The 21,721-nt window shown below is 63.7% G+C and carries 20 protein-coding genes; 7 read left to right on the plus strand and 13 right to left on the minus strand.

The window, feature by feature from the left end; all coding sequences use genetic code 11:
• Nucleotides 1-21 precede the first annotated feature (21 nt).
• Nucleotides 22-471 carry a YcgN family cysteine cluster protein gene (locus NRG23_RS11795; RefSeq protein WP_007926912.1) on the minus strand — a complete coding sequence of 150 codons (450 nt, stop codon included), beginning with the start codon at nt 469-471 and terminating at the stop codon, nt 22-24.
• 280 nt (nt 472-751) lie between these two features.
• On the opposite strand from NRG23_RS11795, the gene NRG23_RS11800 reads away from it, so the two are divergent.
• Entirely contained in the window at nt 752-1,345 is a 594-nt protein-coding gene (locus NRG23_RS11800) for a nitroreductase family protein (RefSeq protein ID WP_257374652.1), read from the plus strand.
• 160 nt (nt 1,346-1,505) lie between these two features.
• Here the strand turns inward: NRG23_RS11800 and NRG23_RS11805 are convergent, their stop codons facing one another.
• The 5 genes from NRG23_RS11805 to NRG23_RS11825 form a co-directional block, all read right to left on the minus strand.
• Complete coding sequence (locus tag NRG23_RS11805) at nt 1,506-2,438, minus strand: D-2-hydroxyacid dehydrogenase (protein WP_028681865.1); 933 nt, start codon at nt 2,436-2,438, stop codon at nt 1,506-1,508.
• 127 nt (nt 2,439-2,565) lie between these two features.
• The gene (locus NRG23_RS11810; protein WP_009047566.1) at nt 2,566-2,859 is read right to left on the minus strand and encodes a YcgL domain-containing protein; all 294 of its coding nucleotides are present in this window, start codon (nt 2,857-2,859) and stop codon (nt 2,566-2,568) included.
• The gene (gene rnd / locus NRG23_RS11815; RefSeq protein WP_257374653.1) at nt 2,856-3,989 is read right to left on the minus strand and encodes a ribonuclease D; all 1,134 of its coding nucleotides are present in this window, start codon (nt 3,987-3,989) and stop codon (nt 2,856-2,858) included. The genes NRG23_RS11810 and rnd overlap by 4 nt, the downstream gene beginning before the upstream one ends.
• Nucleotides 3,990-4,111: 122 nt before the next feature.
• Nucleotides 4,112-4,795: a class I SAM-dependent methyltransferase gene (locus NRG23_RS11820; RefSeq protein ID WP_101281960.1), complete on the minus strand. Its 684-nt coding sequence runs from the start codon at nt 4,793-4,795 to the stop codon at nt 4,112-4,114.
• An 84-nt stretch (nt 4,796-4,879) separates the two neighbouring features.
• Entirely contained in the window at nt 4,880-6,529 is a 1,650-nt protein-coding gene (locus NRG23_RS11825; RefSeq protein WP_009047563.1) for a phosphoethanolamine transferase, read from the minus strand.
• 265 nt (nt 6,530-6,794) lie between these two features.
• Between NRG23_RS11825 and NRG23_RS11830 the strand changes: the two genes are divergently transcribed.
• Nucleotides 6,795-7,577 carry a transporter substrate-binding domain-containing protein gene (locus NRG23_RS11830; protein WP_028681863.1) on the plus strand — a complete coding sequence of 261 codons (783 nt, stop codon included), beginning with the start codon at nt 6,795-6,797 and terminating at the stop codon, nt 7,575-7,577.
• On the opposite strand, the gene cynR is transcribed toward NRG23_RS11830, so the two are convergent.
• Nucleotides 7,550-8,440, minus strand: a complete 891-nt coding sequence (cynR, locus tag NRG23_RS11835) for a transcriptional regulator CynR (RefSeq protein ID WP_028681862.1) — start codon at nt 8,438-8,440, stop codon at nt 7,550-7,552. The genes NRG23_RS11830 and cynR overlap by 28 nt on opposite strands.
• A gap of 111 nt (nt 8,441-8,551) precedes the next feature.
• Between cynR and NRG23_RS11840 the strand changes: the two genes are divergently transcribed.
• The 5 genes from NRG23_RS11840 (at nt 8,552) to NRG23_RS11860 (ending at nt 13,242) form a co-directional block, all read left to right on the plus strand.
• A complete protein-coding gene (locus tag NRG23_RS11840) occupies nt 8,552-9,211 on the plus strand; it encodes a carbonic anhydrase (RefSeq protein WP_009047560.1) in 660 nt (219 codons plus the stop codon).
• A 90-nt stretch (nt 9,212-9,301) separates the two neighbouring features.
• A complete protein-coding gene (gene cynS, locus NRG23_RS11845; protein WP_009042607.1) occupies nt 9,302-9,772 on the plus strand; it encodes a cyanase in 471 nt (156 codons plus the stop codon).
• A gap of 222 nt (nt 9,773-9,994) precedes the next feature.
• Nucleotides 9,995-11,179 (plus strand): cyanate transporter, encoded by a 1,185-nt coding sequence (locus tag NRG23_RS11850; RefSeq protein ID WP_257374654.1) that lies wholly within the window; start codon nt 9,995-9,997, stop codon nt 11,177-11,179.
• Between the two features lie 16 nt (nt 11,180-11,195).
• A complete protein-coding gene (locus NRG23_RS11855) occupies nt 11,196-12,119 on the plus strand; it encodes a DMT family transporter (protein ID WP_257374655.1) in 924 nt (307 codons plus the stop codon).
• A 184-nt stretch (nt 12,120-12,303) separates the two neighbouring features.
• On the plus strand, nt 12,304-13,242 hold the full coding sequence (locus tag NRG23_RS11860; protein ID WP_257374656.1) for a LysR family transcriptional regulator: 939 nt from the start codon (nt 12,304-12,306) through the stop codon (nt 13,240-13,242).
• Between the two features lie 24 nt (nt 13,243-13,266).
• Here NRG23_RS11860 and NRG23_RS11865 read toward each other — a convergent pair whose 3' ends face one another.
• The 6 genes from NRG23_RS11865 to NRG23_RS11890 all read right to left on the minus strand — a co-directional run bounded on the left by NRG23_RS11865 (nt 13,267) and on the right by NRG23_RS11890 (nt 21,701).
• The gene (locus NRG23_RS11865; protein ID WP_009047556.1) at nt 13,267-13,629 is read right to left on the minus strand and encodes a 5-carboxymethyl-2-hydroxymuconate Delta-isomerase; all 363 of its coding nucleotides are present in this window, start codon (nt 13,627-13,629) and stop codon (nt 13,267-13,269) included.
• Nucleotides 13,630-13,723: 94 nt separating this feature from the next.
• Nucleotides 13,724-14,653, minus strand: a complete 930-nt coding sequence (locus NRG23_RS11870; RefSeq protein ID WP_009047555.1) for a LysR substrate-binding domain-containing protein — start codon at nt 14,651-14,653, stop codon at nt 13,724-13,726.
• Nucleotides 14,654-14,746: 93 nt separating this feature from the next.
• Complete coding sequence (locus NRG23_RS11875) at nt 14,747-15,919, minus strand: fimbrial protein (RefSeq protein ID WP_028681858.1); 1,173 nt, start codon at nt 15,917-15,919, stop codon at nt 14,747-14,749.
• 188 nt (nt 15,920-16,107) lie between these two features.
• On the minus strand, nt 16,108-19,134 hold the full coding sequence (locus NRG23_RS11880) for a GLUG motif-containing protein (RefSeq protein WP_257374657.1): 3,027 nt from the start codon (nt 19,132-19,134) through the stop codon (nt 16,108-16,110).
• Between the two features lie 73 nt (nt 19,135-19,207).
• Entirely contained in the window at nt 19,208-20,893 is a 1,686-nt protein-coding gene (locus NRG23_RS11885; RefSeq protein WP_257374658.1) for a ShlB/FhaC/HecB family hemolysin secretion/activation protein, read from the minus strand.
• Nucleotides 20,894-20,957: 64 nt separating this feature from the next.
• Nucleotides 20,958-21,701 (minus strand): molecular chaperone, encoded by a 744-nt coding sequence (locus tag NRG23_RS11890; RefSeq protein ID WP_371920943.1) that lies wholly within the window; start codon nt 21,699-21,701, stop codon nt 20,958-20,960.
• Nucleotides 21,702-21,721 lie beyond the last annotated feature (20 nt).

Genomic DNA, 21,721 nt, shown 5'->3' on the forward strand with positions numbered 1-21,721 from the left:
GAACGCGAGCGCGGCGTACCTTCAGCCGGCGCGGAAAATCAGGTGATCTTCCCAGTCCTCTTCGGCCACGCTGCCTTCGGCGAGCATGCGTCCGGATTGGGAAATACGCTCGTGGTGCACCGCATCGCGGTCACCGCACACCAGATGGTGCCAGAGCGGCAGGTCCTTGCCTTCGCTGACCAGGCGATAACCGCAGGTCGGCGGCAGCCATTTGAACTCATCGGCCTTGCCCGGGGTGAGCTGGATGCAATCCGGCACCGAGGCGCGGCGGTTGGCGTAGTCGCTGCACTGGCAGGTCTTCAGGTCCAGCAGTTTGCAGGCGATGCGGGTGTAGTAGACGCTGTTGTCTTCTTCATCCTCGAGCTTCTGCAGGCAGCACAGGCCACAACCATCGCACAACGACTCCCACTCCTCCTGATCGAGTTGTTCGAGGGTTTTGCGGATCCAGAAGGGTTCAACTTTGGCGGCCATGGCTCAGGTAATCGGTATCGGACAGGGAAAAGGCCGCCAGTCTAGTGCCCAAGGCCGCGCGGGCCAAGCGCTGGCGACTGTCGGTAAGGCACTACTTGTCAGGCCGCATGCGGCGCAGTAGCTTTGCCTGTCGGACAGGCCCACACGTCCGCGTGCCATAAACGCTCGACCGCGTCGCACCCGGTGAATCGCAAAGGGTCAGGAAACCCCATCGCCCAGCTCAACTGCGCTCGCCGGTTTACCTACATTTCATTCTCAAACGTAGCCAGGAATCTCTTTCATGAGCGCCAATCCCCGCGTTGCCGAGTACGCCATTCACCCACAGTTCACCGATCGCTGGTCGCCGCGCGCCTTCACCGGCGAGGCCATTCCCGAGGAAACCCTGCTGAGCTTCTTCGAAGCCGCGCGCTGGGCGCCGTCGGCCTACAACTCGCAGCCGTGGCGCTTCCTGTATGCGCGCCGCGACACGCCGAACTGGGAACGTTTCCTCGGCCTGCTCAACGAGTTCAACCGTGGCTGGGCGCAGCACGCCTCGGCGCTGGTGATCGTGATCTCGAAAACCACCTTCACCGCGCCCGGCGCCAGCGAAGAAACCCCGGCCCTGTGGCACACCTTCGACACCGGCTCGGCCTGGGGTCATCTGGCGCTGCAAGCCAGCATCAGCGGCTGGCACACCCACGGCATGGCCGGGTTCGACCAGGAGCTGACCCGCAAGGAGCTGAAGATTCCAGAAGGTTATGCCCTGCATGCCGCCGTGGCCGTCGGCAAGCTGGGTGACAAGGCGAGCCTCGCCGAATACCTGCAGGCCCGCGAAGAGCCAAGCCCGCGTCACCCGCTGAGCGAAACCGCGGCCGAAGGCGACTTCAGCCTGTAAGCCTGCTGCAATCCCTGTAGCCGCTGCCGCAGGCTGCGATAAGGCCCGAAGGGCCTTCCGAGGCCCTCAAGAGCACGTCTCCTTCGGAGCCGATCGCAGCCTGTGGCAGCGGCGACAGGGTCCACGCAAAAGGCGGCATCAGCCCCCTCTGCGCAGCGCCTCAATACCCCCGCGCGAAATCCACTTCGCCACGCAACGCCGCATTGGCCTGATAGGCCTGCAGGTTGTCGATGAATAGCTGCGCCATCAGGGTCGGCGAAGTCGGCGCCGAGCTGTGGCCGGTCAGCAGCAGGCCCCAGGCAGTCCAGAACGGATGGCGCTGCGGCAACGGCTCCTGACGGCAGACATCGATCACCGCCCCCGCCAGATGCCCTTCCTTCAGGGCCTCCACCAGATCCGCATCGACCACCGCGACGCCGCGACCGACGTTGATGAACAGGCCGGTCGGCTTGAATTGCTTGAACAGCGCCGCGTCGTACAGGTCATGGGTGTGCGGGGTGTTGGGCAGCAGGTTGATCACATAATCCACCTCGCCGACCAAACGTCCCAGGTCCGCCAAGGCCGCCACTTCGATAAACGGCGCCTGCTCCCGGGCTTCGCTGGCGATGCCGTACAGCTCGACGCCGAATGGCAGCAGGAACTGCGCCACGCTCTGGCCGATATCGCCCGCGCCGACGATCAGCACCTTGCGCCCGGCCAGGCTCTGGCCCGTGCGGTTATCCCACTTGCGCTCGACCTGGCTGACCAGGCGCGCGAGGACTTCGCGCTCGTGGCCGAGCATGTAGGTGAGCACGTATTCGGCCATGACCTGGCCGAAGATCCCCACGGCGCGGGTCAGCCGGTAATGACGCGGCAGGCCGTCGGCGAGCAGCGGCGTGATGCCGGCCCAGGTCGATTGCAGCCACTGCGGCTGGTGGCCCTGGCGCAACAAGGTGGCCAGCAGGTCCGGCTGGCCGAGCCAGACCGGACAGTCCGCGGCCAGCTTCGACAATTCGGCGGAATCGCCGCTGGTGAGCACTTCCAGGTCAGGTGCCAGCTGACGCAACAAACGGGCATAAATAGCGTGATCGTGTTCGGCAATCAGAACGCGCATGGTTCAAACCTTACAAAACGGTGCAGGCGGCCGCCGACGGAGTATCGCTCCATCGATCGCGACAGCCGCCAGATAGAGTCAGTTCCATTTTCAACGATGCCCTGGACAGGGCATCTACAGGTGTCCGTCAGACCGGATCATTACGGCGCAACAGCTCTTCGGGCAGGTGCTCGATGTACTCGTCCTCGGCCGGTGGCATCTGCAGGTGGTAACCCTGCTTCTCGAGGTTCTCCAGCACCTGGTGAATGTCCTCGCGCGACAGCTTGCGCTCCGGGCTCAGCACCAGGTCGAAGGCGTGCTGCGGCTTGCCGAACGCCAGCAGCAGGTTTTCCGGCACGCGCTCCAGGGCATCGCTCTTGAGCACGTAGAGGTACATCTCGTTCTTGCGCGGGCTTTTGTAGATCGAGCAGATACGTTTCATGGCTGTTCTCCGGCGGTGGCCAGACTGTCGAGCAGCGCCTGGCCCATCAATTCGCGGCGCCAGCCACGCAGCGAATCGGGCAATTGGTAGGGTCCGTTGGGGAAGCCGCTCTTGAGCAGGCTTTCCAGGGTTTTCTTGCGCAGCATCAGTTCCGGGGCGATGCCCAGGCGCTCGGCTTCGGCCTGGCCCACGGCGCGCAGGCGCTTGAGCAGAGGCGAGGCGTCCATCGGCAAGGGCTCGGGCACCACCGGCGGCCACTGGTCGGGGCTGACGCTGGCGGCACGCTTGATCAGGCCCAGCAGGAACTCGCCGTCCTGGCGCACGGTGCGCGGGTGCATGTCTTCGATTTTCGCCAGGGCGCCAAGGCTGTCCGGCTGGCTCTTGGCCAACGGCCACAGCGAGTGCTCGCGCACGATCCGGTTGCGCGGCAAGTCCCGCGCCCGCGCCTCGCACTCGCGCCAGGCGCAGAGTTCACGCAGGACTGCCAGCTGCGCGCGGGACAGTTTCCAGGCCAGCTTGGCCTCGCGGTAGACCTCGTAGGGGTCGACTTCGCGGCGCAGGTTGGCCACCAGCTCGGCGCCGTCTTCCAGCACCCAGTTGTATTTGTCCTCGGACAGTTTCGGCCGCAGCTGAGTGAAAACCTCGGCTAGGTGCACGGCGTCTTCGGCGGCGTAGCTGACCTGGGTTTCCGAGAGCGGACGCTGCAGCCAGTCGGAACGAGTCTCGCCCTTGGGCAACTCGATGCCCAGCACTTCCTGGACCAGCCGCGAGTAACCCATGGAGAACCCCAGGTTCAGGTAGGCGGCCGCCAGTTGCGTGTCGAACAACGGCGCCGGCAGGCTGCCGGTCAGGCGCAGCAGGACTTCGAGGTCCTCGCTGCAGGCGTGCACCACCTTGACCACCGCGCTGTTCTCCAGCAAGGCCGCCAGCGGCTGCCAGTCGTCGATGGTCAAGGGGTCGATGAGGTAAGCACGCTGGCCATCGCCAACCTGCAACAGGCCGGCGATCGGATAAAAGGTGTCGACCCGCATGAATTCGGTGTCGAGGGCGACGAATGGCAGCTTCTGCCACTCGGTGCAGAATTGACCGAGGCTATCGTTGTCGCGAATCCAGTGAATATCGATGGCCACACGGCTCTCCCTTGAAGAATGGCGCGCAGTATATATCGCCCTCGGCGATTTCTGAGCATTCACTCGACAAGAGCCTGCGCGAAATCGGCACCCGGCCACAAGAATAATCCGCCCGCCGTCGGCTAACCCTGTTTGCGCAGTACGTAAACCCGCCAGGCGGCACAGCCGGGAATGAAATCCTGGTGGCTGAGCACTTCGAATCCCGCGTCCTTGAACTCGGCCTCGACCCGCGCCCGGCTGGTCTGCCCCCATGGTTCAGGCTGCAGTTGCCGGGTGTGATCGCCCAGCAGCCGGTCCTGCAGCCCCTTGAGACGACTGTCGATGCGCACCGCGAGGATCACCGAGTCGCGGCTGACCCGATGGAATTCGTCCAGCAACGCCAGGCGCGCCTCGCTGCTGGCGATATGCGGGAACAGTTGCAGGCAGACGATGCAGTCCACCGCGTTGGCCGACAGGCCGATGCTGAACGACGAACTCTGGAAGGTTCTGACCCGCCTGAGCAGGCCGGCCGGGTGGTGGGTCTGGGCGTGGTTGAGCATGTCCTGGGACGGGTCCGCCGCCAGGATCACCCGATTACCGTGTTCGCCCAGCACCGGCCAGAAGCGCCCCGCGCCACAGGCCAGGTCGAGAATCAGCCCCGGCTCGCCCGCCACCTTCAGCGCGTGGCGGACCAGCCATTCGTCGCGCCACAGCGACAGGCGCCGCCCCAGCCCGAGCGGACGTTCGTCGCCACAGACGCGCGCATGCGCCTGGTCATAGCGCCTGGCGAACTCGAGCTCGAGGGGGGATGGAGGGTGCGCGGACATGAATCTGCTGGCTCTTGTAGGTCTTGGATGAAAAACAGGTTACCGCCCCGATCGTGAAAAAAAGGTCGAACGCCGATCAAGGCTTCATTGCCGCGCCAGCACGCCATCGACCACGCTGCCCCGGCAGCCGGCGAACAGGTCCAGGTCGGGCTGGTAGACCTGGCTGTCGACCTCCAGCAGGCCAAGCATCGAATGGAACAGATTGTCCTGGCTCAGCGGTTTTTCCCGGCTCAGTTGCAGGCAATGGGTGTCCACCGAGAACGCCTTCTGATAGCTGTCCGAGAACCAGGCCAGCATCGCCACGTGTTTTTGCTGCGACGGCGCGAGCATGTAGGGCGTGCCATGCAGGAACAGGTTGTATTCGCCCAGTGACTCGCCGTGGTCCGACAGGTAGAGCATGGCGGTATCGACTTTGTCCTGATTGCTGCGCAGCAGGTCGATCAGGGTCGCCAGCACGTGGTCGGTGTACAGCAACGTATTGTCGTAGCCGTTGACGATGCTCTCGCGGCTGCAATTGTTCAGGGCATTGCTCTGGCACACCGGGGTGAAGCGCTCGTATTCCTTGGGGTAGCGCTTGAAGTATTCCGGCCCGTGGCTGCCCATCTGGTGCAGGACCAGCACGGTGTCCTTGTCCAGGCTATCGATGAAATGCTGCAGGCCCTGGAGCAGGATCTCGTCGCGGCATTCGCTGTTGGCACAGAGCACCGGGTCCTTGAGGTTGCTGACATCGTCCAGGGTCACCCGGTCGCAGGTGCCCTTGCAGCCGGACTGGTTGTCCCGCCAGATCACCTCGAGCCCGGCACGCTTGAGCACGTCCAGCAGCCCTTCTTCGTTCTTCGCCTTGCTGGCGTCGTAGTTCTTGCGCCCCATGTTGGAGAACATGCAGGGCACCGAGACCGCAGTCTCGGTGCCACAGGACGACACGTCGGTGAAAGCGATCAGGCCGTTTTCCTGGCTGAGTTTCGGCGTGGTGTCGCGCTCGTAGCCCAGCACGCCGAAGTTCTCGGCCCGGGCACTCTCGCCGACCACCAGCACCGTCAGCGACTTGCGCGCGTGGTTTTGCCAGGTCGGATTGCGCTGGGCATCTTCACCGATCTTGACGAAGGGCTGGCGCGCCGAGACCACTTGCTCACGCAGGTAACCGAAGGAAGCGCCCACGTAGTTGCTCGGCACGATCATCAGGCGCAATTCATGGTGATTGCGAAACAGCGAGGCCAGCCCCTGATAGTTGGCCAGGGCGACCCCGCCAATGGCCGCCGCGCAAATAAAGGAAACCAGCAACTTGCTGAATAACTCGCGGTGCCAGCGTCGATAATTAATCGGGGTTTTCCACAATAACCAGGAAGGCAATACGCCCAGCAACAGTATATAAACAAGCAACTTCAGCGAGAGTAAGTCACGCACTTCCGTTGCATTGGTTTCGGCAAAGTTGCGAAACATTCCGGCATCTATCAGCACTCCGTACTGGTTCATGAAATAAGCTACGCCGGCACTGACCATAAACAACAGAACCAGCACCGGCTTAAGTACTCGGCGAAACGCCAGCCAGGTCAGAATGAGGTTGAAGGCGCAGAAGATCATCACCCCGAAGGCCACGCGCATGGCGATACCACGGGCGTCCGAGGCGGTAATGCTAAACAGGTGCTGCCAGAGCACAAAGTTGCAGCCCAGTAATAAAAAGGCGCAGGCAATCAGCGTCACCCATTCAGGACGCAGGGGTTTGATGTTTAGCATGATGATCGGCGTGTTCCTTGAAAGAAGTGCGTCGTCAACATGCCCGTTATTCAATGACTGCCCACGACAGCACGAACTTTAGGTAGCCGACCATCAACGTTTCGTGAAAAAGAAGCCAACAAATAGTTGGCATAGCCCTTTGCCAAAACTTTTTCGGCGAAAACAATCCGCAACGCCCTGGCAAGCGATGCGCCTTGCCCCGTTCGAGCCCGGCGCAAATAATGAGCCGCCCTCGGCCACTCCCTCGTCATCAAGGATCGACCGCATGAAAGCACGCCTCCTGCTCTGCTCGCTGCTGACCCTCAGCGCCCCGGCATTTGCCGCACCCAACGCCTCGCACCTGGACCAGGTCATCGAACGTGGCCACCTGAACGTCTGCACCACCGGCGACTACAAGCCCTACACCTACCTGCGCGCGGACGGTGCCTACGAAGGCATCGATATCTCGATGGCGCAGTCCCTGGCGCAAAGCCTGGGAGTCGAGGTGAAGTGGGTGAAGACCACCTGGAAAAGCCTGATGCCGGACTTCCTGGCGAACCAGTGCGACATCGCCGTGGGCGGTATTTCCGTGTCCCTTGAGCGGCAGAAGAAAGCCTTCTTCAGCGACACCCTGGGCGTCGACGGGAAGATCCCCCTGGTGCGTTGCGCCGACAAGCAGCGCTACCAGACCGTCGAGCAGATCAACCAGCCTTCGGTGCGCCTGATCGAGCCGCCGGGCGGCACCAACGAAGTCTTCGCCCGGGCCCACCTGCCCAAGGCCAGCCTGACCCTGTTTCCTGACAACGTGACCATCTTCGAGCAACTGCTGGAGAACAAGGCCGACGTGATGATCACCGACGCTTCCGAAGCGCGCTTCCAGCAGAAGCTCAAGCCGGGGTTGTGCGCGGTGAACCCCGAGCGGTACCTGCAATACAGTGAAAAAGCCTTCCTCCTGCCACGGGACGACGTCGCCTGGAAAAGCTACGTCGACCAGTGGCTGCACCTGAGCAAGGCCACCGGCTTCTACACCGGCGTGGTCAATCAGTGGCTGGCGGCGCCCACGCCCTGAGTCGTCAGCAGCTCGCGAAAAGCCTGGCACGCGGCGCTGCGATAGGCGCCCTTGCGCCCCAGCAACGCCACGCTGCGGGGCGCCAGGGCCGGTTGCAGGAGCACCGGGCGCAGGCCCGGCTGTTCCTGGGTGATGGCCAGCGGCAGGATGGTCGCCAGTTGCCCGCGGCGGACGATCTCGACAATGGCGCCGATGGAGTTGGCTTCGATGGCGATGCGCGGCGTGATCCCCTGCTCGCGGCAATAACGATCGATATGCTGGCGGGTGGCGAAATCACCGCTGAGCAACACCAGCGGCTGCCGCTCCAGCTCGGCCGCCGTCAGCTGCCGCGGTCGCTCGGGTTGTTGCTCGCGGCTCACCATCAGGCTCAGGCTCTCCTCGAACAACCGCTGGCTGTCGATGTCCGGCAGGTGCTGCCCGGCAAAGGCGATGCCCAGGTCCAGGCGATCTTCGGCCAGGGCCGCTTCCAGCCGGTCCTGGGTCATTTCTTCGAGGCTCAGGGCGATTCCCGGATAACGCTGGTTGAAACGGGTCAGCAGCGGCCCCGCCAGGTACGTGATGAAAGTCGGGGTCATGCCCAGGCGCAACGATCCGCGCTGCAGATCCTGCACGTCATGCATCGCTCGCTTGGCCGCCTCCAGCTCCTGCAGGGCCCGCCGCGCATAACGCACATAGGCCTCGCCGGCGTCGGTCAGGCGCACGGTGCGCCCCGAGCGATCGAACAGCGGCGCGCCGAGGCTGTCCTCCAGCTGCTTGATCTGTTGCGACAGCGTCGGCTGCGACACGTGCAAGGCTTCGGCGGCGCGGGTGAAGTTGCGGTGCTCGGCGACGGCCAGCAAGTAACGGATATGGCGTAGCAGCATGCTGGACCCCAAACTATAGGCAGTACTTATGGAGAGCATAACAAGCCGGTCTTGGACGCTATAGCTGAAATTTTCCATCCTTGCGCCATCAGCGATGCAAGGAGAACCACCATGCAGCACATCATCGACGGCTTCCTCAAGTTCCAGCGCGAAGCCTTTCCCAAACGCAGCGAGCTGTTCAAGCAACTGGCCACCACCCAGAACCCGGGCACCCTGTTCGTCACCTGCTCCGACAGCCGGGTGGTGCCGGAACTGCTGACCCAGCAGGAACCGGGCGATCTGTTCGTGATCCGCAACGCCGGCAATATCGTGCCCTCCTACGGGCCGGAACCGGGCGGCGTGTCGGCCACCGTGGAATACGCAGTGGCCGTGCTCGGGGTCAGCGACATCGTGATCTGCGGGCATTCGGACTGCGGCGCCATGACCGCCATTTCCACCTGCAAATGCCTGGACCACCTGCCCGCCGTGGCCAGCTGGCTGCGCCATGCCGAGTCGGCCAAGGTGGTCAATGCCGCCCGCAGCCATGCCTCGGACGAGGCACGCCTGGATGCCCTGGTGCGGGAAAACGTAATCGCCCAGCTGGCTAACCTGAAGACGCATCCGGCGGTCGCCCTGGCCCTGGAACAGGGCCGGCTGAACCTGCACGGCTGGGTCTACGACATCGCCAGCGGCGACATTGCCGCGCTGGATGGCCCGAGCCAGGGCTTCGTGTCCCTGGCCGAACACCCCGACACCTGCGCCTTGGTCGGCAAACCGCGACACGCGGCTTGAGCGCTGCCTTTCTTAACAGCTTCTTTTCAACAGCTTCTGTTCAACAACTCGTTCAACAACCGCTTCACCATCCCCAAAGAGGAACTCCACATGCTGCAATCCCAATTCGCCCAAGCCCCACGCCTGGCCCTGGCCGACACCATCATCGATGCCAAGGCGCGCAAGAACCTGTCGTGGCAACAGCTCACCGACGGCACCGGCCTGAGCCTGGCTTTCGTCACCGCCGCCCTGCTCGGCCAGCACGCCTTGCCAGCCGCGGCCGCCGACCTGGTCTGCAGCAAACTCGACCTGGACCAGGACGCCAGCCGCCTGCTGCAAAGCATCCCGTCGCGCGGCAGCATCCCCGGCGGCATCCCCACCGACCCGACCGTGTACCGCTTCTATGAAATGCTCCAGGTCTACGGTTCGACCCTCAAGGCACTGGTCCACGAGCAGTTCGGCGACGGCATCATCAGCGCCATCAACTTCAAGCTCGACATCAAGAAAGTCGAAGACCCGGAAGGCGGTTCCCGCGCGGTGATCACCCTGGATGGCAAGTACCTGCCGACCAAGCCGTTCTGATCCCCGCCCCTGTAGGAGCGAGCTTGCTCGCGATAGCTGCGCAGCAGCGGTGTATCCGACGCTGCGCGTTATCGTTGCGGATTGATCGCGAGCACGCTCGCTCCTACAGGGATATGCATCCACGGCAGTATTTAGTTTTTAAATACTGTCGCTGACTTTCTGATTTGCCGGCCTTGCGCCGGCCATCGCCTAATCAGCGCCTGAATTGTTCAAGGCCTGGTTATGGAAAACGTTCGTGCAACAACCCGTCCCGCCTTCTGGCTGATGCTCAGCGTGATTCTGGTGGCCTTGAACCTGCGGCCGTCGATGGCCGCTGTCGGCCCTTTGCTGTCCGGCATCCGTGGCGATATCGCCCTGAGCTTCAGCGGCGCCGCGCTGCTGACCATGCTGCCGGTCATGGCCATGGGCCTGGCGATGTTCTTCGGCGTGCGCATCGGCCAGCGCCTGGGCGAGCACCGCAGCGTGGTGGTTTCGCTGCTGGTCATTGGCCTGGCCACCCTGTCACGGTTGTTCCTCGATTCGGCCGCCGAGCTGATCCTCAGCGCCGTGCTCGCCGGCCTCGGCATCGCCCTGATCCAGGCGCTGATGCCGGCGCTGATCAAGTCGCGCTTTCCCGACAATGTCTCGCTGTTCATGGGTCTGTACGTCACCTCGATCATGGGCGGTGCGGCGGTCGCGGCGTCCTTCGCCCCGCTGGTGATGAGCCGCACCGGCAGCTGGCGCCTGGGCCTGGCGATCTGGGCGGCGCTGGCGGTCCTGGCGCTGCTGTTCTGGTACGCGCAACAGGCGGCCATGCCGAAACTGCCGGGCGCCGCGACCCACCACGAAACCTTTGCCGGCAACCGCCGCGCCTGGCTGCTGGCAATCTTCTTCGGCCTGGGCACGGCGTCCTACACCTGTGTCCTGGCGTGGCTGGCCCCCTACTACGTGGAACAAGGCTGGAGCGAACAGAACGCCGGCCTGCTGCTGGGTTTTCTCACCGCCATGGAAGTGGTCTCGGGCCTGGTGACGCCGGCCATCGCCAACCGCAGCCAGGACCGCCGCCTGGTGCTGGTGGCGTTGCTGGTGCTGATCATCGCCGGCTTCTGCGGGCTGATTCTCAGCCCGCAGCACCTGAGCCTGCTCTGGCCGTGCCTGCTCGGCCTGGGTATCGGCGGCTTGTTTCCCATGAGCCTGATCGTGTCCCTCGACCACCTGGACAATCCGCGCCGCGCCGGTGGCCTGACCGCCTTCGTGCAGGGCATCGGCTACCTGATCGCCGGCCTGTCGCCGCTGCTCGCCGGGATCATCCGCGACCGCCTGGGCAGTTTCGAATGGGCCTGGTGGTCGCTGACCGCGATCATGGCGCTGATGATCCTGATGGTCCTGCGCTTCGATCCGCGGCACTACCACCGCCACTTCCAATGACCCGGGACACGCTCCGATGAAACCCGCCAGCTTCCTCAACGCCCATCTCGGCATGCTGCTGTGGGCGGTACTGATCGCCGCCTCGTTCTTCGCCGCGGCCCAGGTCAGCCAGGCCGTCGACCCGCTGTTGCTGACGGGCCTGCGCCTGCTGCTGTCGGCCCTGATGTTCGTGCCGTCGCTGTGGCTCAACGGCGCGTTCCGGATCACCCGCGCCGGGTTGCGGGCGCATGCGCTGCTGGGCCTGTTGCTGGCGATCTACTTCGCCTCGCTGTTCGAAGCGCTGCGGCATACCTCGGCGGTCAACACCGGCATCCTGTTTGCCCTGGTGCCGCTGCTGACCCTGCTGTTCGAGGGTGTCCTGCTGAGCGGCGACCCTGCGAAAAACCGCCTGTTGCCGATGCTGCTGGCGGCCGCCGGGGCCATGCTGCTGACCTTCAAGGGCGGCGCCGAGGGCATGCCGTCGCTCTACGCGGTCGGCGTCTATGGGGTCGGCGTCTATGGGGTCGGCTGCCTGGCCATGGCCGGTTATTCGCCACTGAGCCAACGGCTGAAAGCCACCAGCCTGAAAGATCGCAGCCCGGCCGCCATGACCTTCTGGAACATGCTGTTCGGCGCGCTGTTCCTGTTCGCCTTCTGCCTGCCCGGTGGCGCCTGGCGCAGCGCCGTCCTGCTCACTCTCGACGACGGCCTGTGGCTGCTGTACCTGGCTTTGTTCGCCACCCTGGCGACCTTCTGGCTGCTACACCGGGCCATCGGGGTGATCGCGCCGGCCACGGTGATTTCCTACATCTACCTGAGCACCCTGTTCATCACCCTCTTCCATTGGTTCGGGCTGGGCCGGCAACCCTTGCCGAGCGAGCTGCTCGGCGCGCTGCTGGTGGGCCTGGGCATGTTCGCGCTGATCCTCGGCAGCCGCCGGCCGGCACCGGCGCTCGGCTGAACGCACAAAGCACAGGGACAAGCCGCTACGCGCTGCGCCACACTGCGCAGGTCGTGTTCTCGGAATTAATTGTCCCCTTGCTGTCCATGAAACCCCGGGGCAAGGATTCAATTAGGACGATCGTTCCGTTAGCATCAGGCGAGTTTGCGCACGACCGCGCGAGGTGCTTAACGAGACGGAACTGATGCTGAACAGTAACTTGCTTAGAAAGCTCGATATGCAGGACCTGATGGTGTTCGTCGCCGTGTACGAGCAAAGCAGCGTGACCGGGGTCTCGGAAACCCTGTGCGTGAGTCAGTCGACCGTCAGTTACTGCCTGAAAAAACTGCGCACCGGCTTCGAGGACGAGCTGTTCATCAACACCCGCACCGGCATGCGTCCGACCTACAAAGCCACCACCATGTACAGCCACGTGCTGAAGATTCTCGAGAGCATCAACCTGTGCCACTCCGGGGTCCAGGCCTTCGACCCGACCCGCCAGGCCGTCACCTTCAACATCTGCGCGCCGGAATATTTCGAACTGCTGATCCTGCCCCGCCTGCTCAAGGGCTTCGACTTCGCCAACCTGCCGGTGTCGGTCAATGTGCACAAGCTGGAAACCGACATCCCCGCCGATGAGCTGCGCGACGGCAGCCTGGACCTGGTGATCTGCTTCGGCCCGAACTTTCACCACAACCACCCCGACCTCAAGTCGCAGGTGCTGCTCGAGGATGACCTGGTGTGTGTCTTCGACAAGCGCGCGACGCCGCCGCTGGAGCCGCGTTTCAGCCTGCAGTCGTTCGTCGAGCGCCGGCATGTCTACCCCACGCCCTGGACCTCGACCACCAACATGGTCGACGGCTGGCTGGCCCGCCAGGCCCACCGGCGGCAGATCGTCGCGCGCTCCAACAGCTACAGCGCGGCGCTGAAGATGATCACCGGCACCGACTTCATCCTGACTCTGCCGCGGCGCATCCAGGCGCTGCTGACCAACGACGCGGTGTTCAGCCATTGCGAAGCGCCCAACGGCCTGCCGGGCTTTACCCTGGACATGCAATGGAGCGCGCACACCGACCAGGACAGCGCCAACACCTGGTTCCGCGAGCAGGTGGTCAAGGTCTGCGCGCAGCAGGGCCTATTGTAGGTTCAGGCCCTGCCGCATTCCGGCTCAGTGACCGATGCTGAGCTTGCCGTAGGAGTCGCGGTCGATATCGAGGATCTCCACCGCCAGTTGCAACTCGACGCCGGCCGGCCACTCGCAGAGTTCCTGCAGCACCGTCAGCAGGCTTTGCGAAAGCTGCTTCTTGATCTGTGGCGAACGCCCGCTGAGCAACGACAGCTTCACATGCACGAACCCCCGCTCGCCGAGACCGGTGCCGACGCGAAACGTCTCGACCTTGCGCGCGCGGCTCTTGATGTCGTATTCAGCGAACTGCCCGGACGCCACCAACGCGTGGTTGAACCGCAGCAGGGCCTTGTCGGCATCCAGTTGCGGCAGGTTGGCGGTGTATTCCATATACAGATGAGGCATGGCAGAGCTCCCTGAAAGGTGGCGTGAAAAAGGCGCTCCATACTACACGCCCCGCGACGGCCTGCCTGAAATCATCGACCCAGGGATAGGAAGCTCAACGGGCCTTGAGCGGCGCCTGGTCGCGGTCGCTCATGAACGCCTCCAGCCGCGAACGCAACCAGCGCTCGGCCGGGTCGGTATCGACATGGCTGAGCCAGACCATGGACAGGTCCAGGGTCGGGGTCTTGAACGGGAACGGCTCCTGGAACAATTGCCCCGACGCCGCCATGGCCGCCGCCGCGTAGTCCGGCAGGCTGGCGATCATGTCGGTCCCCGCCAGCAACGCCGGCAGCGCACTGTATTGCGGCACCGACAACACCACCTGGCGCTGCCGGCCGATCTCGGCCAGCCACTCATCGGCAAAACCGCTGACATTGGCTGTGTGCGACACCAGCACGTGCGGGCGGGAACAGTATTCGTCGAGGGTCAGCGGCGTGTCGCTGGCATCGGCGCGCAGCACGCTGGGCTGGATATGCCGCAGCAGCTTGCGCTTGGCGTTGGCCGGCAGCCCACGGGTCTGGCTGATGCCCACGGTGATGTCGCCGGCGGCCAGCAGGTCCGGGATCCGCCAGTAGTCCGCGTGCTGCACCACGAACACCACCTTCGGCGCTTCCTGGCGCAAGGCCCGCAACAGCGGCGGCAACAGGCCGAACTCGACGTCGTCGGACAGGCCGATGCGAAAGGTCATGGTGCTGCTGGCGGGATCGAAATCATGGGTCAGGCTCAAGGCCGAGGACAAGGCATCCAGCGCCGGCGACAGGTGCTGGATCAGCTCCTCGGCGCGGGCGGTCGGCTCCATCCGGTGGCCCACGCGAATGAACAGCGGATCGTTGAAGATCGCGCGCAAGCGATTGAGCGCCGAGCTGATGGTCGGCTGGCCGAGAAACAGCTTCTCCGCCGCCCGGGTCACATTGCGCTCGAGCATCAGGGTTTCGAACACCACCATCAGGTTGATATCGGCCTTGCGCAGTTCGTTGCGATTCATCCGTGTGCTCCATCCCCAGGTCGGAGCCCAGTGTAGAAAGGCCCCGCAATGGCGTCCATCGTCATCGAAGGGCCTTCATTCAAGCCTGAATGGCTAAGGGAAGGTAAAGGTGAACTCCGCCGCGCCATCGGCATCGCCGACCTTGACTTCGGCATCGCTGCCGGTGCGGATGTAGCCGGCCCGCAGCGGGATGATCGCGCTGTCGCCCACCCGTTGCATGTCGTAGAGGGTGCCGTCGTACTTGATCCGCTGCTGGTTCAGGTCGTTGATCATGATGATGCCGAAGCCCTTGGCGCTGTTGGGCGAAGCCGTCAGGTTGAGCACCGAGGGGTCGGTGTGACCGGCGACCTTGTCGGTGAAAGTGATTTGTGGCTTGGCATTCAACGCGCACTGGCTCAGCTCGATGCGAAACGGCACCGGCGACGAGGTGGAACCCACCTTGGGAAAGTCCGCCAGGGAGAAACGCCCGAGCTTCACCGGGATGGTCTTGTACGACTCCACCTCGCATTTGTTGGGAATAATGGGCCCGGGCCCGCCACCCATATTGATGATGGCGGGCCCCATCAACGGGTAGGGTTTGCGGCAGATGCCGATGGGTATGTTGTCGTTCGGGATGCTGACCTCTTCGCCCAGGCTAGCCACACCCTTGAGCAAGTCGACCGCATACAGCGTCAGCCGCGAGCTGCCATCCACCTGCTTGACGATCAACTCGCCGCTGGGTAACTGGCTGGGGGGAACCGTCAGGATCAGAGACTGTATGTAGTTGGTCACCATCACCGAGCGCTGGTTCTGGCCAGCGCCGGGGTCAAACATGACCTGGTTCTTTTCCTGCGCGACGGGTTTGTTAGTCTGGGAAATCTCCCTGAGCACTCCGTCCGAGGAGTTCACGGCAATCTTGAAACCGATGCCACTGATATTGGTTGGCGCAATGCCATCGGGCAATGGCGTGCCCGCGCTCCAGTGCCCGGCAGATACCAGCTCATGGGCCTTGTTGCCGGTGCCGCCGCCATATTTGTAGTTGGTGATCAGGGCCACCGGTCGTTGCCACAGGACGGCGCCTACCGGGGTGGCGCTGGTCAATGCCGTCACTTCCACCCAGGGCAGGCCGGCGTTGTTACTGAACGAGCAGTCGATCGCCTGGCTTTCCACCATGTCAGCCTGTGCCGTCGCACCGATCAAGCCCGGGAGCAGGCACGCCAATGCCTGGACAGTACGGTAAAGCCGACGCCTGCGGCAGCCAGGCCTGAACGCCAATGGGTGGATCATGGGGGGCATTCTCCATGTTCTGCTTGAGCGCGGCCGTGTTGGCCGACCGGCCTTGGTTGTGCATGGACGACCCGCGTCGCGGGGCATCCGGAAAGAGGTAATGGATCCTGAAAAAGCCGATACGCCATGCCGCGGCATGGCGTATCGAGAACCCGCGATACCTGGGTATCAGCGGGTCGTGCTGCTGGTTACTGAATGACCCCGTAGTTGAGGCCGGCCAGAGGTACCTGGGCCGCTTCACCCGATACCGAGTTGAACCTCATCTCGCCGTAGTTGACGCCCACCAGACCGCCGTAGGTCTGGCCGATACGAGGATTGAAGTTGATCTTGCCGGTGGCCACCGATTGACGAACGTTGCCCATGTTCAATCCGACCAGACCGCCCAGGTTGGCGTAGTAACCACCACTCACCGTGCCCAGGGCCAGGGAGTTGAGGATCTGGCCATGGTTCTGCCCTACCAGCCCGCCGACACTGCTGCGTTGGTCACCAAAGACCGGGCCCTTGGCCGTGGCGGTTTCGATGTTGGCGCCCTGGGTGCGACCGTTGGTGCCCACCAGGCCACCCACGAAGCTGTTGGTCCCACCCCTGACTTCGCCACTGGCTTCGACCGAACTCAGATCGCCGTCGTTGTTGCCGATCAATCCGCCGACATGGCTGTTGGTGCCCGCCATGACCTTGCCACGGGCCACGCCGTGACTCACGGTACCGCGATAGTTGTTGCCGATCAGGCCGCCGGTGCTGCTGTTGGCGCCGGCGGTGACATTGCCCAGAGCCTCGGCGGTGTCGATCTGGCCGTAGTAGTTCTGGCCGACCAGGCCGCCCACGTTGGCGCCCGAGTTGTCATAGACTGCACCGGTGGCCTTGACGTCGTTCAGGGTGCTGTTCTGGTTGTAGCCGACCAGACCGCCTGCCGAGGCACTGCCGTAGCCAGTCACCGCGCCGCTGGCGCTGGACTCCCTGATCGCACTGTTGGTGTTGAACCCGACCAGGCCGCCGATGTTGCTGGCGGCATTACCCCGCACCGCTGCCGAGGAGCTCGAGCGCTCGAGCGTGCCATTCTGGTTGTAGCCGACCAGACCGCCAATGTTCAGGCCGCCGTAGCTGCTGGTGATGGTGCCGCTGCTCGAAGAGTCAGCGATATAGCCACCCTTGTTGCTGCCCACCAGCCCGCCCACGCTACCTGTGGTATTGCGCTGCATGTAACCCGAAATATTGACGTTAGTCGTGCTGTTGGTGATGCTGCCGACTCCGGCCAGGCCGATAATGTTTTCACCGACAAGCCCACCGATCGAAGAGGTGTAGGTGTTGCCGGTCACGTAGGAGGTAGGCCCCACCGACGCACGATCGATAGCGCCACCCGCGTTGAGACCGACCAGGCCGCCCACGACGTTGGTGTTCGCCGCGCTGGCGTTGACGCGCAGGCCAGTGGCGCTGATGTTGGTCAGCGTGCCGCTGTTGAGTCCTACCAGGCCACCGATATTGCTGAAACCGGTCCCCGAGGTAGTGCCATTGACGGTCATGCTGGCCAGCTTCAGGTTGCTGATGCTGCCCGAGTTGGCGGCAAACAGACCGACGTTAGGCCCGGTATTGGTCACCGTGAAACCGCTGACGGTGTTGCCCAGGCCATCGAAAACGCCAGAGAACTGGCTATTGCCGCCAATGGACTTGAAGGCGCCGTAACCCTTGATATTGGTACCCAGGACATACAGGCCGTTGAGGTTGTTATTGACCGCCTGCAACTGCGCGGTGTTCTGGATGACGCCATATTGCGAGCCATTGGAGTCGAACGCCGCGCCCGTACCGGACAGGGTCACTGTTGCGTTCTGCCCCAGGGCATAGCCATCGCCATGGTTCAGCCCGAGGCTACCGTTGGCCCCGCTGAGGGTCACGTTGCCATTGAGCCGGACCCTTTTCTCGGCGTTCATTTCGACCCGGGCATTGGCTCCGGTGGCGGTCAGCCCGCCATTGAGTTCAATATCGCCCTTGGAAGACAGCTTCAGCCGATTGCCGCTGTTCCAGGTGACAGGACCGCCCACCACCACATCGCCGGAACTGCTGGCCAGCTCGATATTGGTGGTCGCCAGATTGCTCGACAGGGTATCGGCGTAGGCCGTATCGCTGCCCGATGCCGCGGTCGGGTTGACCTTGACGGTGTTCGACGTGATCTTCCAGTTGCCTGTCTGGCCGTTGCTGGCCTGGGTATTGACCCGGCTCGCCAGTTGCACCTCGGTGTTCGCGCCCTTGGTCTCGATCAAGCCGCCGTTGCCCACGGTACCGATAGCACTGGCGGTCATGGAGCCAGCCACCAGCACCTTGCCCACATCGCCACCGTCGAGGGTGATCTTGCCGGCGTTGCCGCGCAGAGTATTGGCCTCGATGGAGCCCTGGTTGTTGACCACGGTCTGCAACATGTCGCTCGCGCTCTTGGCGGTCATCAGCACCTGGCCGCCGTCGGCCTTGAGCAGGCCGCCGTTTTTCACCAGGGCATCCACTGCGGCACCCTCGACTTGCAGGTTGAGCAGGTTGTTGCCGTCGAAGTTCAGGGTGAACTTGTCCCCCGCGCCCAGCGCCACCCGGCCCATTTGCGCCTGGATCACCCCATCGTTGCGCACGTTGGCCCCCAGCAGCGCGACGTTGCCGCCCTGGGCGGCAATGATGTCGCCGTTGTTGATGATCTGCGCCGGCGAGCTGCCCGAGAACGTGTAGTTGCCGGCCTCAAAGTCTTTATTGTCAATGTCCCGAGTCGAAGCCACCAGGCCACCCACGTTGACCTGGGCACCCTGGCCGAACACTACGCCGTTGGGGTTGACCAGAAACACCTGGCCATTGGCATTGATCTGGCCCTGGATATCACTGGCATTGGTACCGACGACGCGGTTCAGTGCAACCGAGTTTTTAGTGGGCTGGTGGAAGGAGACCTTCTCGCCCTTTTTGACGCTGAAGTCGTTCCAGTTGGTGATCAGCTTTTCACTTTTCTGGTTGATCGACATTTCCTTGCCATCGTTGAAGGTCAGGATATTGGCTTCCCCGGAGACATGGGTATTTCCCGTCGGCAGGGCGAATGCCGACGACATGGCGCCCACTCCCAGCAGGCTGACAGCCGCCACGACCATGCCCTTGCGCGCACCCGACTTGCGCCGGCGACGTGCCCCTTCATGAGCCACATTCCAGCACGCCAGGGCCTGGTTCCAAACCAGTGCATACATCTTGTTCACGATGCTTCCTCTTCTTTAAAAAACGCTCTGCAAACCATTTGCAGGGCGACACCACTCCTGCTACGAGCAGGTACTAGAAATATTGCGTCGCGTTCATCCAGACCTGGGGGCGGCGCTCCGGCTTATCCCGGGTCTTGCCGTTGTCATGCAACGGCCAGGCGAGTGTCAGGTTGACTTGCTGCGAAGGCCCCACCCAGTTGGCGCCGATACCGGTCGCGGTGATCCGGCGGGTGTTGTTCTCGGAGGTCCAGGGCTGGCGGTTGACCTTGACCGTGCCGCTGTCGGCGAAGGCGCTGAGCTGCCAGCGCGGCGCCAGGGCATAGCGCAGTTCGGCGCTGGCCTGCCAACCCTGGTCGCCGCTGCCGGCGCCCACCGGATAGCCGCGCACACCGTAGGGGCCGCCAAGGCCGAGCTTTTCCGAGCTGTCCAGGTTGTCGTTGGCCCATTGCGCACTTAGCCGGGTGTAGAGCTGGAAGCGATCGCTCAGGCGCTGCAGGCGCGCCGCATTGAGATTGAGCTTGGCGAACTCGCCCGAGGTGCCCGCGGTGCGGCCATCCTGGACTTCTTCCTCATGGTCGCCGAAACGCAACCGCCCGCTGCCGTAGGACAGATCGAAGAAGTTCTGGCCGCCCCCGAAAAAACGGTCCTGGCTGTTGCCACTGAGGCTCAGGGTCCACAGGTCGATCTGTTTGCGACTGCTGAATTCGACCAGGTCGATATCGTCACGCAACCGCTTGTCTTCGTATTGCAGTTGCGCAGTGAGGTCGAAGGTGCGGCTACGCACCAGCGGCTGGGCGACGAAGAAACTGCGGAAGCTGGCGACACCGTGGTAATCCAGTACCTCGAAGTTCCTGCCCAGGCGGTAGCTCATTTCCGAGTACGCCCCGCCGATGCGGGTCGACCAGGGGCCGACCGGCAACTGGTAGGTCGCGCGGAAATAACGCTGCGACTCGTCGCTGCGCATCGCGCGCAGGCTCAGCTGGTCGCCAAGACGCAAGGGGTTGTTGAGGTTGAGGCTGCCCCCCAGGCGGTATTCGCCGGTGTAATAACCGCCGAAGTTGTCCGCCTCCAGGGTGCCGTTCAACAGTGGCCCGGATTCGGTATCGACCACCAGGTCGGTGGTCCCGTATTCCTGGCCAGGACGCAGGGTACCTCGGGCCTGGACCCCGGGCAGGTCGCTCAACAGCAAGAGACTGCGTTCCAGGTCCGCGTCGTATACCGCCTCGCCGCTGTTCAGCGACGACAGCGGCGCCCGCACCACTTGATCCAGGGCGCGCGAACGGTTCTGCACTTCGATGCGCCCGTAACGCCCCTCGACCACAGCGATCCGCACCAGGCCGTTTTCAATGTCCTGGGGTGGCAGGAAAGCGCGGGCCAATACATAACCCTGCTTCTGGTAATAGTCGGTAATCCGCTGTGCAGCTCCACGCAAACCAGCCAGGTCCAACTCCTTGTCGTGCAGGTCGGCCAGCAGTGCCTGCAAGCGCTCGGTGGTGAAAACCTGGTTGCCCTCGATGGCAAACGTCTTGACCTGCAGCCGGATTCCGGAGGTGTCCGGGGCTGCCGGCGCGGCGGGTGTCTCGGCCTTGGGCAGGTCCAACTCCAGCTCCGAAGGAGCAGGCTGCGCCGGCTGGACCGACTCGATGTCACGCATCGCCTGGCCGGCGTTGGGCACCTGCAAAGCCAGGGCGATATCGGGTACTGCCAGTGGCAGCAGCGCCGCCAGGACCAAACACGACCCGCGCCACCCCGGACTCATGCCCACAGGCGCTCGGCCACTGCCGCATGACGACGTACTCGTCACGAATCTGCCCATCGCAAAACTACTGTTGTAACCGCGCACTTCCACTCAGCGTCTCCCCGCTGTCTACCGCCACCTGGTAACGAACGACCGTCGCGCTGGCGACGGCTGCCTTTTTTGCTGCGGGCAGGGCGATACGGGTCGTGCCGAAAGGCTCGAGCGTGATCCCCTGCCAACTGATCGATTGAGTCCCGCTGCCCAGCTCCAACTGCGAGATGGACACGTAGTAAGGCGCCCGACTGGTGGCCAGCAGCGCCATCTGCCCGTCCGGCCCCGGGGTCTTGTCGAGGCTCCAGAGCACCTGCCCGATTGCCTCGTTCGCCTTGCCGGCAAGGCCCGCAGGGCGGTACAGCAGCTTCATGCGCATGCGATAGGCCAGGCGCAGCACATTGCTGTCGGTGGTCGTCACCGGCGGCACTTCGAGGAAGTTGATCCAGAACACCGACTCGCGATCGCCGGGCAAGGGTTCGCCGGTGTAACGCACCACCAGGGCGCTGCGCTGTTGTGGGTCGAGCCGTGAAATCGGTGGCGACAGGACGAACGGCACCGTCAGGCGACTCGGGTCGGTGTGCGTATCCCCCCGGTCCAGCCAGGCTTGCAGGAGGATCGGCGCATCGCCGGTGTTGCCGACCCTGACCGTCAACGCCGAGGCATTGGCCGGGTAGATGAAGCGCGTGCCGGTAATGGCCAGCGCCGCCTGGGCGTCGACGCACAGCGACATCAGCAACCAGGCCGACAGCAGGCCGCCACGGATCCGCCGAGCCATGGCCGAGGAGCGGCGCAAGC

The sequence above is a fragment of the Pseudomonas sp. T8 genome (assembly GCF_024610635.1).
GTDB lineage: Bacteria > Pseudomonadota > Gammaproteobacteria > Pseudomonadales > Pseudomonadaceae > Aquipseudomonas > Aquipseudomonas chlororaphis_I.

Coding starts and splice junctions, on each gene's coding strand:
- cynS (WP_009042607.1), top strand. CDS start 9,302: ATGCTGCAATCCCAATTCGCCCAAGCCCCACGCCTGGCCCTGGCCGAC.
- NRG23_RS11820 (WP_101281960.1), bottom strand. CDS start 4,795: ATGTCCGCGCACCCTCCATCCCCCCTCGAGCTCGAGTTCGCCAGGCGC.
- NRG23_RS11855 (WP_257374655.1), top strand. CDS start 11,196: ATGAAACCCGCCAGCTTCCTCAACGCCCATCTCGGCATGCTGCTGTGG.
- NRG23_RS11885 (WP_257374658.1), bottom strand. CDS start 20,893: ATGAGTCCGGGGTGGCGCGGGTCGTGTTTGGTCCTGGCGGCGCTGCTG.
- cynR (WP_028681862.1), bottom strand. CDS start 8,440: ATGCTGCTACGCCATATCCGTTACTTGCTGGCCGTCGCCGAGCACCGC.
- NRG23_RS11810 (WP_009047566.1), bottom strand. CDS start 2,859: ATGAAACGTATCTGCTCGATCTACAAAAGCCCGCGCAAGAACGAGATG.
- NRG23_RS11890 (WP_371920943.1), bottom strand. CDS start 21,701: ATGGCTCGGCGGATCCGTGGCGGCCTGCTGTCGGCCTGGTTGCTGATG.
- NRG23_RS11875 (WP_028681858.1), bottom strand. CDS start 15,919: ATGATCCACCCATTGGCGTTCAGGCCTGGCTGCCGCAGGCGTCGGCTT.
- NRG23_RS11800 (WP_257374652.1), top strand. CDS start 752: ATGAGCGCCAATCCCCGCGTTGCCGAGTACGCCATTCACCCACAGTTC.
- NRG23_RS11850 (WP_257374654.1), top strand. CDS start 9,995: ATGGAAAACGTTCGTGCAACAACCCGTCCCGCCTTCTGGCTGATGCTC.
- NRG23_RS11795 (WP_007926912.1), bottom strand. CDS start 471: ATGGCCGCCAAAGTTGAACCCTTCTGGATCCGCAAAACCCTCGAACAA.
- NRG23_RS11805 (WP_028681865.1), bottom strand. CDS start 2,438: ATGCGCGTTCTGATTGCCGAACACGATCACGCTATTTATGCCCGTTTG.
- NRG23_RS11825 (WP_009047563.1), bottom strand. CDS start 6,529: ATGCTAAACATCAAACCCCTGCGTCCTGAATGGGTGACGCTGATTGCC.
- NRG23_RS11840 (WP_009047560.1), top strand. CDS start 8,552: ATGCAGCACATCATCGACGGCTTCCTCAAGTTCCAGCGCGAAGCCTTT.
- NRG23_RS11860 (WP_257374656.1), top strand. CDS start 12,304: ATGCTGAACAGTAACTTGCTTAGAAAGCTCGATATGCAGGACCTGATG.
- NRG23_RS11830 (WP_028681863.1), top strand. CDS start 6,795: ATGAAAGCACGCCTCCTGCTCTGCTCGCTGCTGACCCTCAGCGCCCCG.
- NRG23_RS11870 (WP_009047555.1), bottom strand. CDS start 14,653: ATGAATCGCAACGAACTGCGCAAGGCCGATATCAACCTGATGGTGGTG.
- NRG23_RS11865 (WP_009047556.1), bottom strand. CDS start 13,629: ATGCCTCATCTGTATATGGAATACACCGCCAACCTGCCGCAACTGGAT.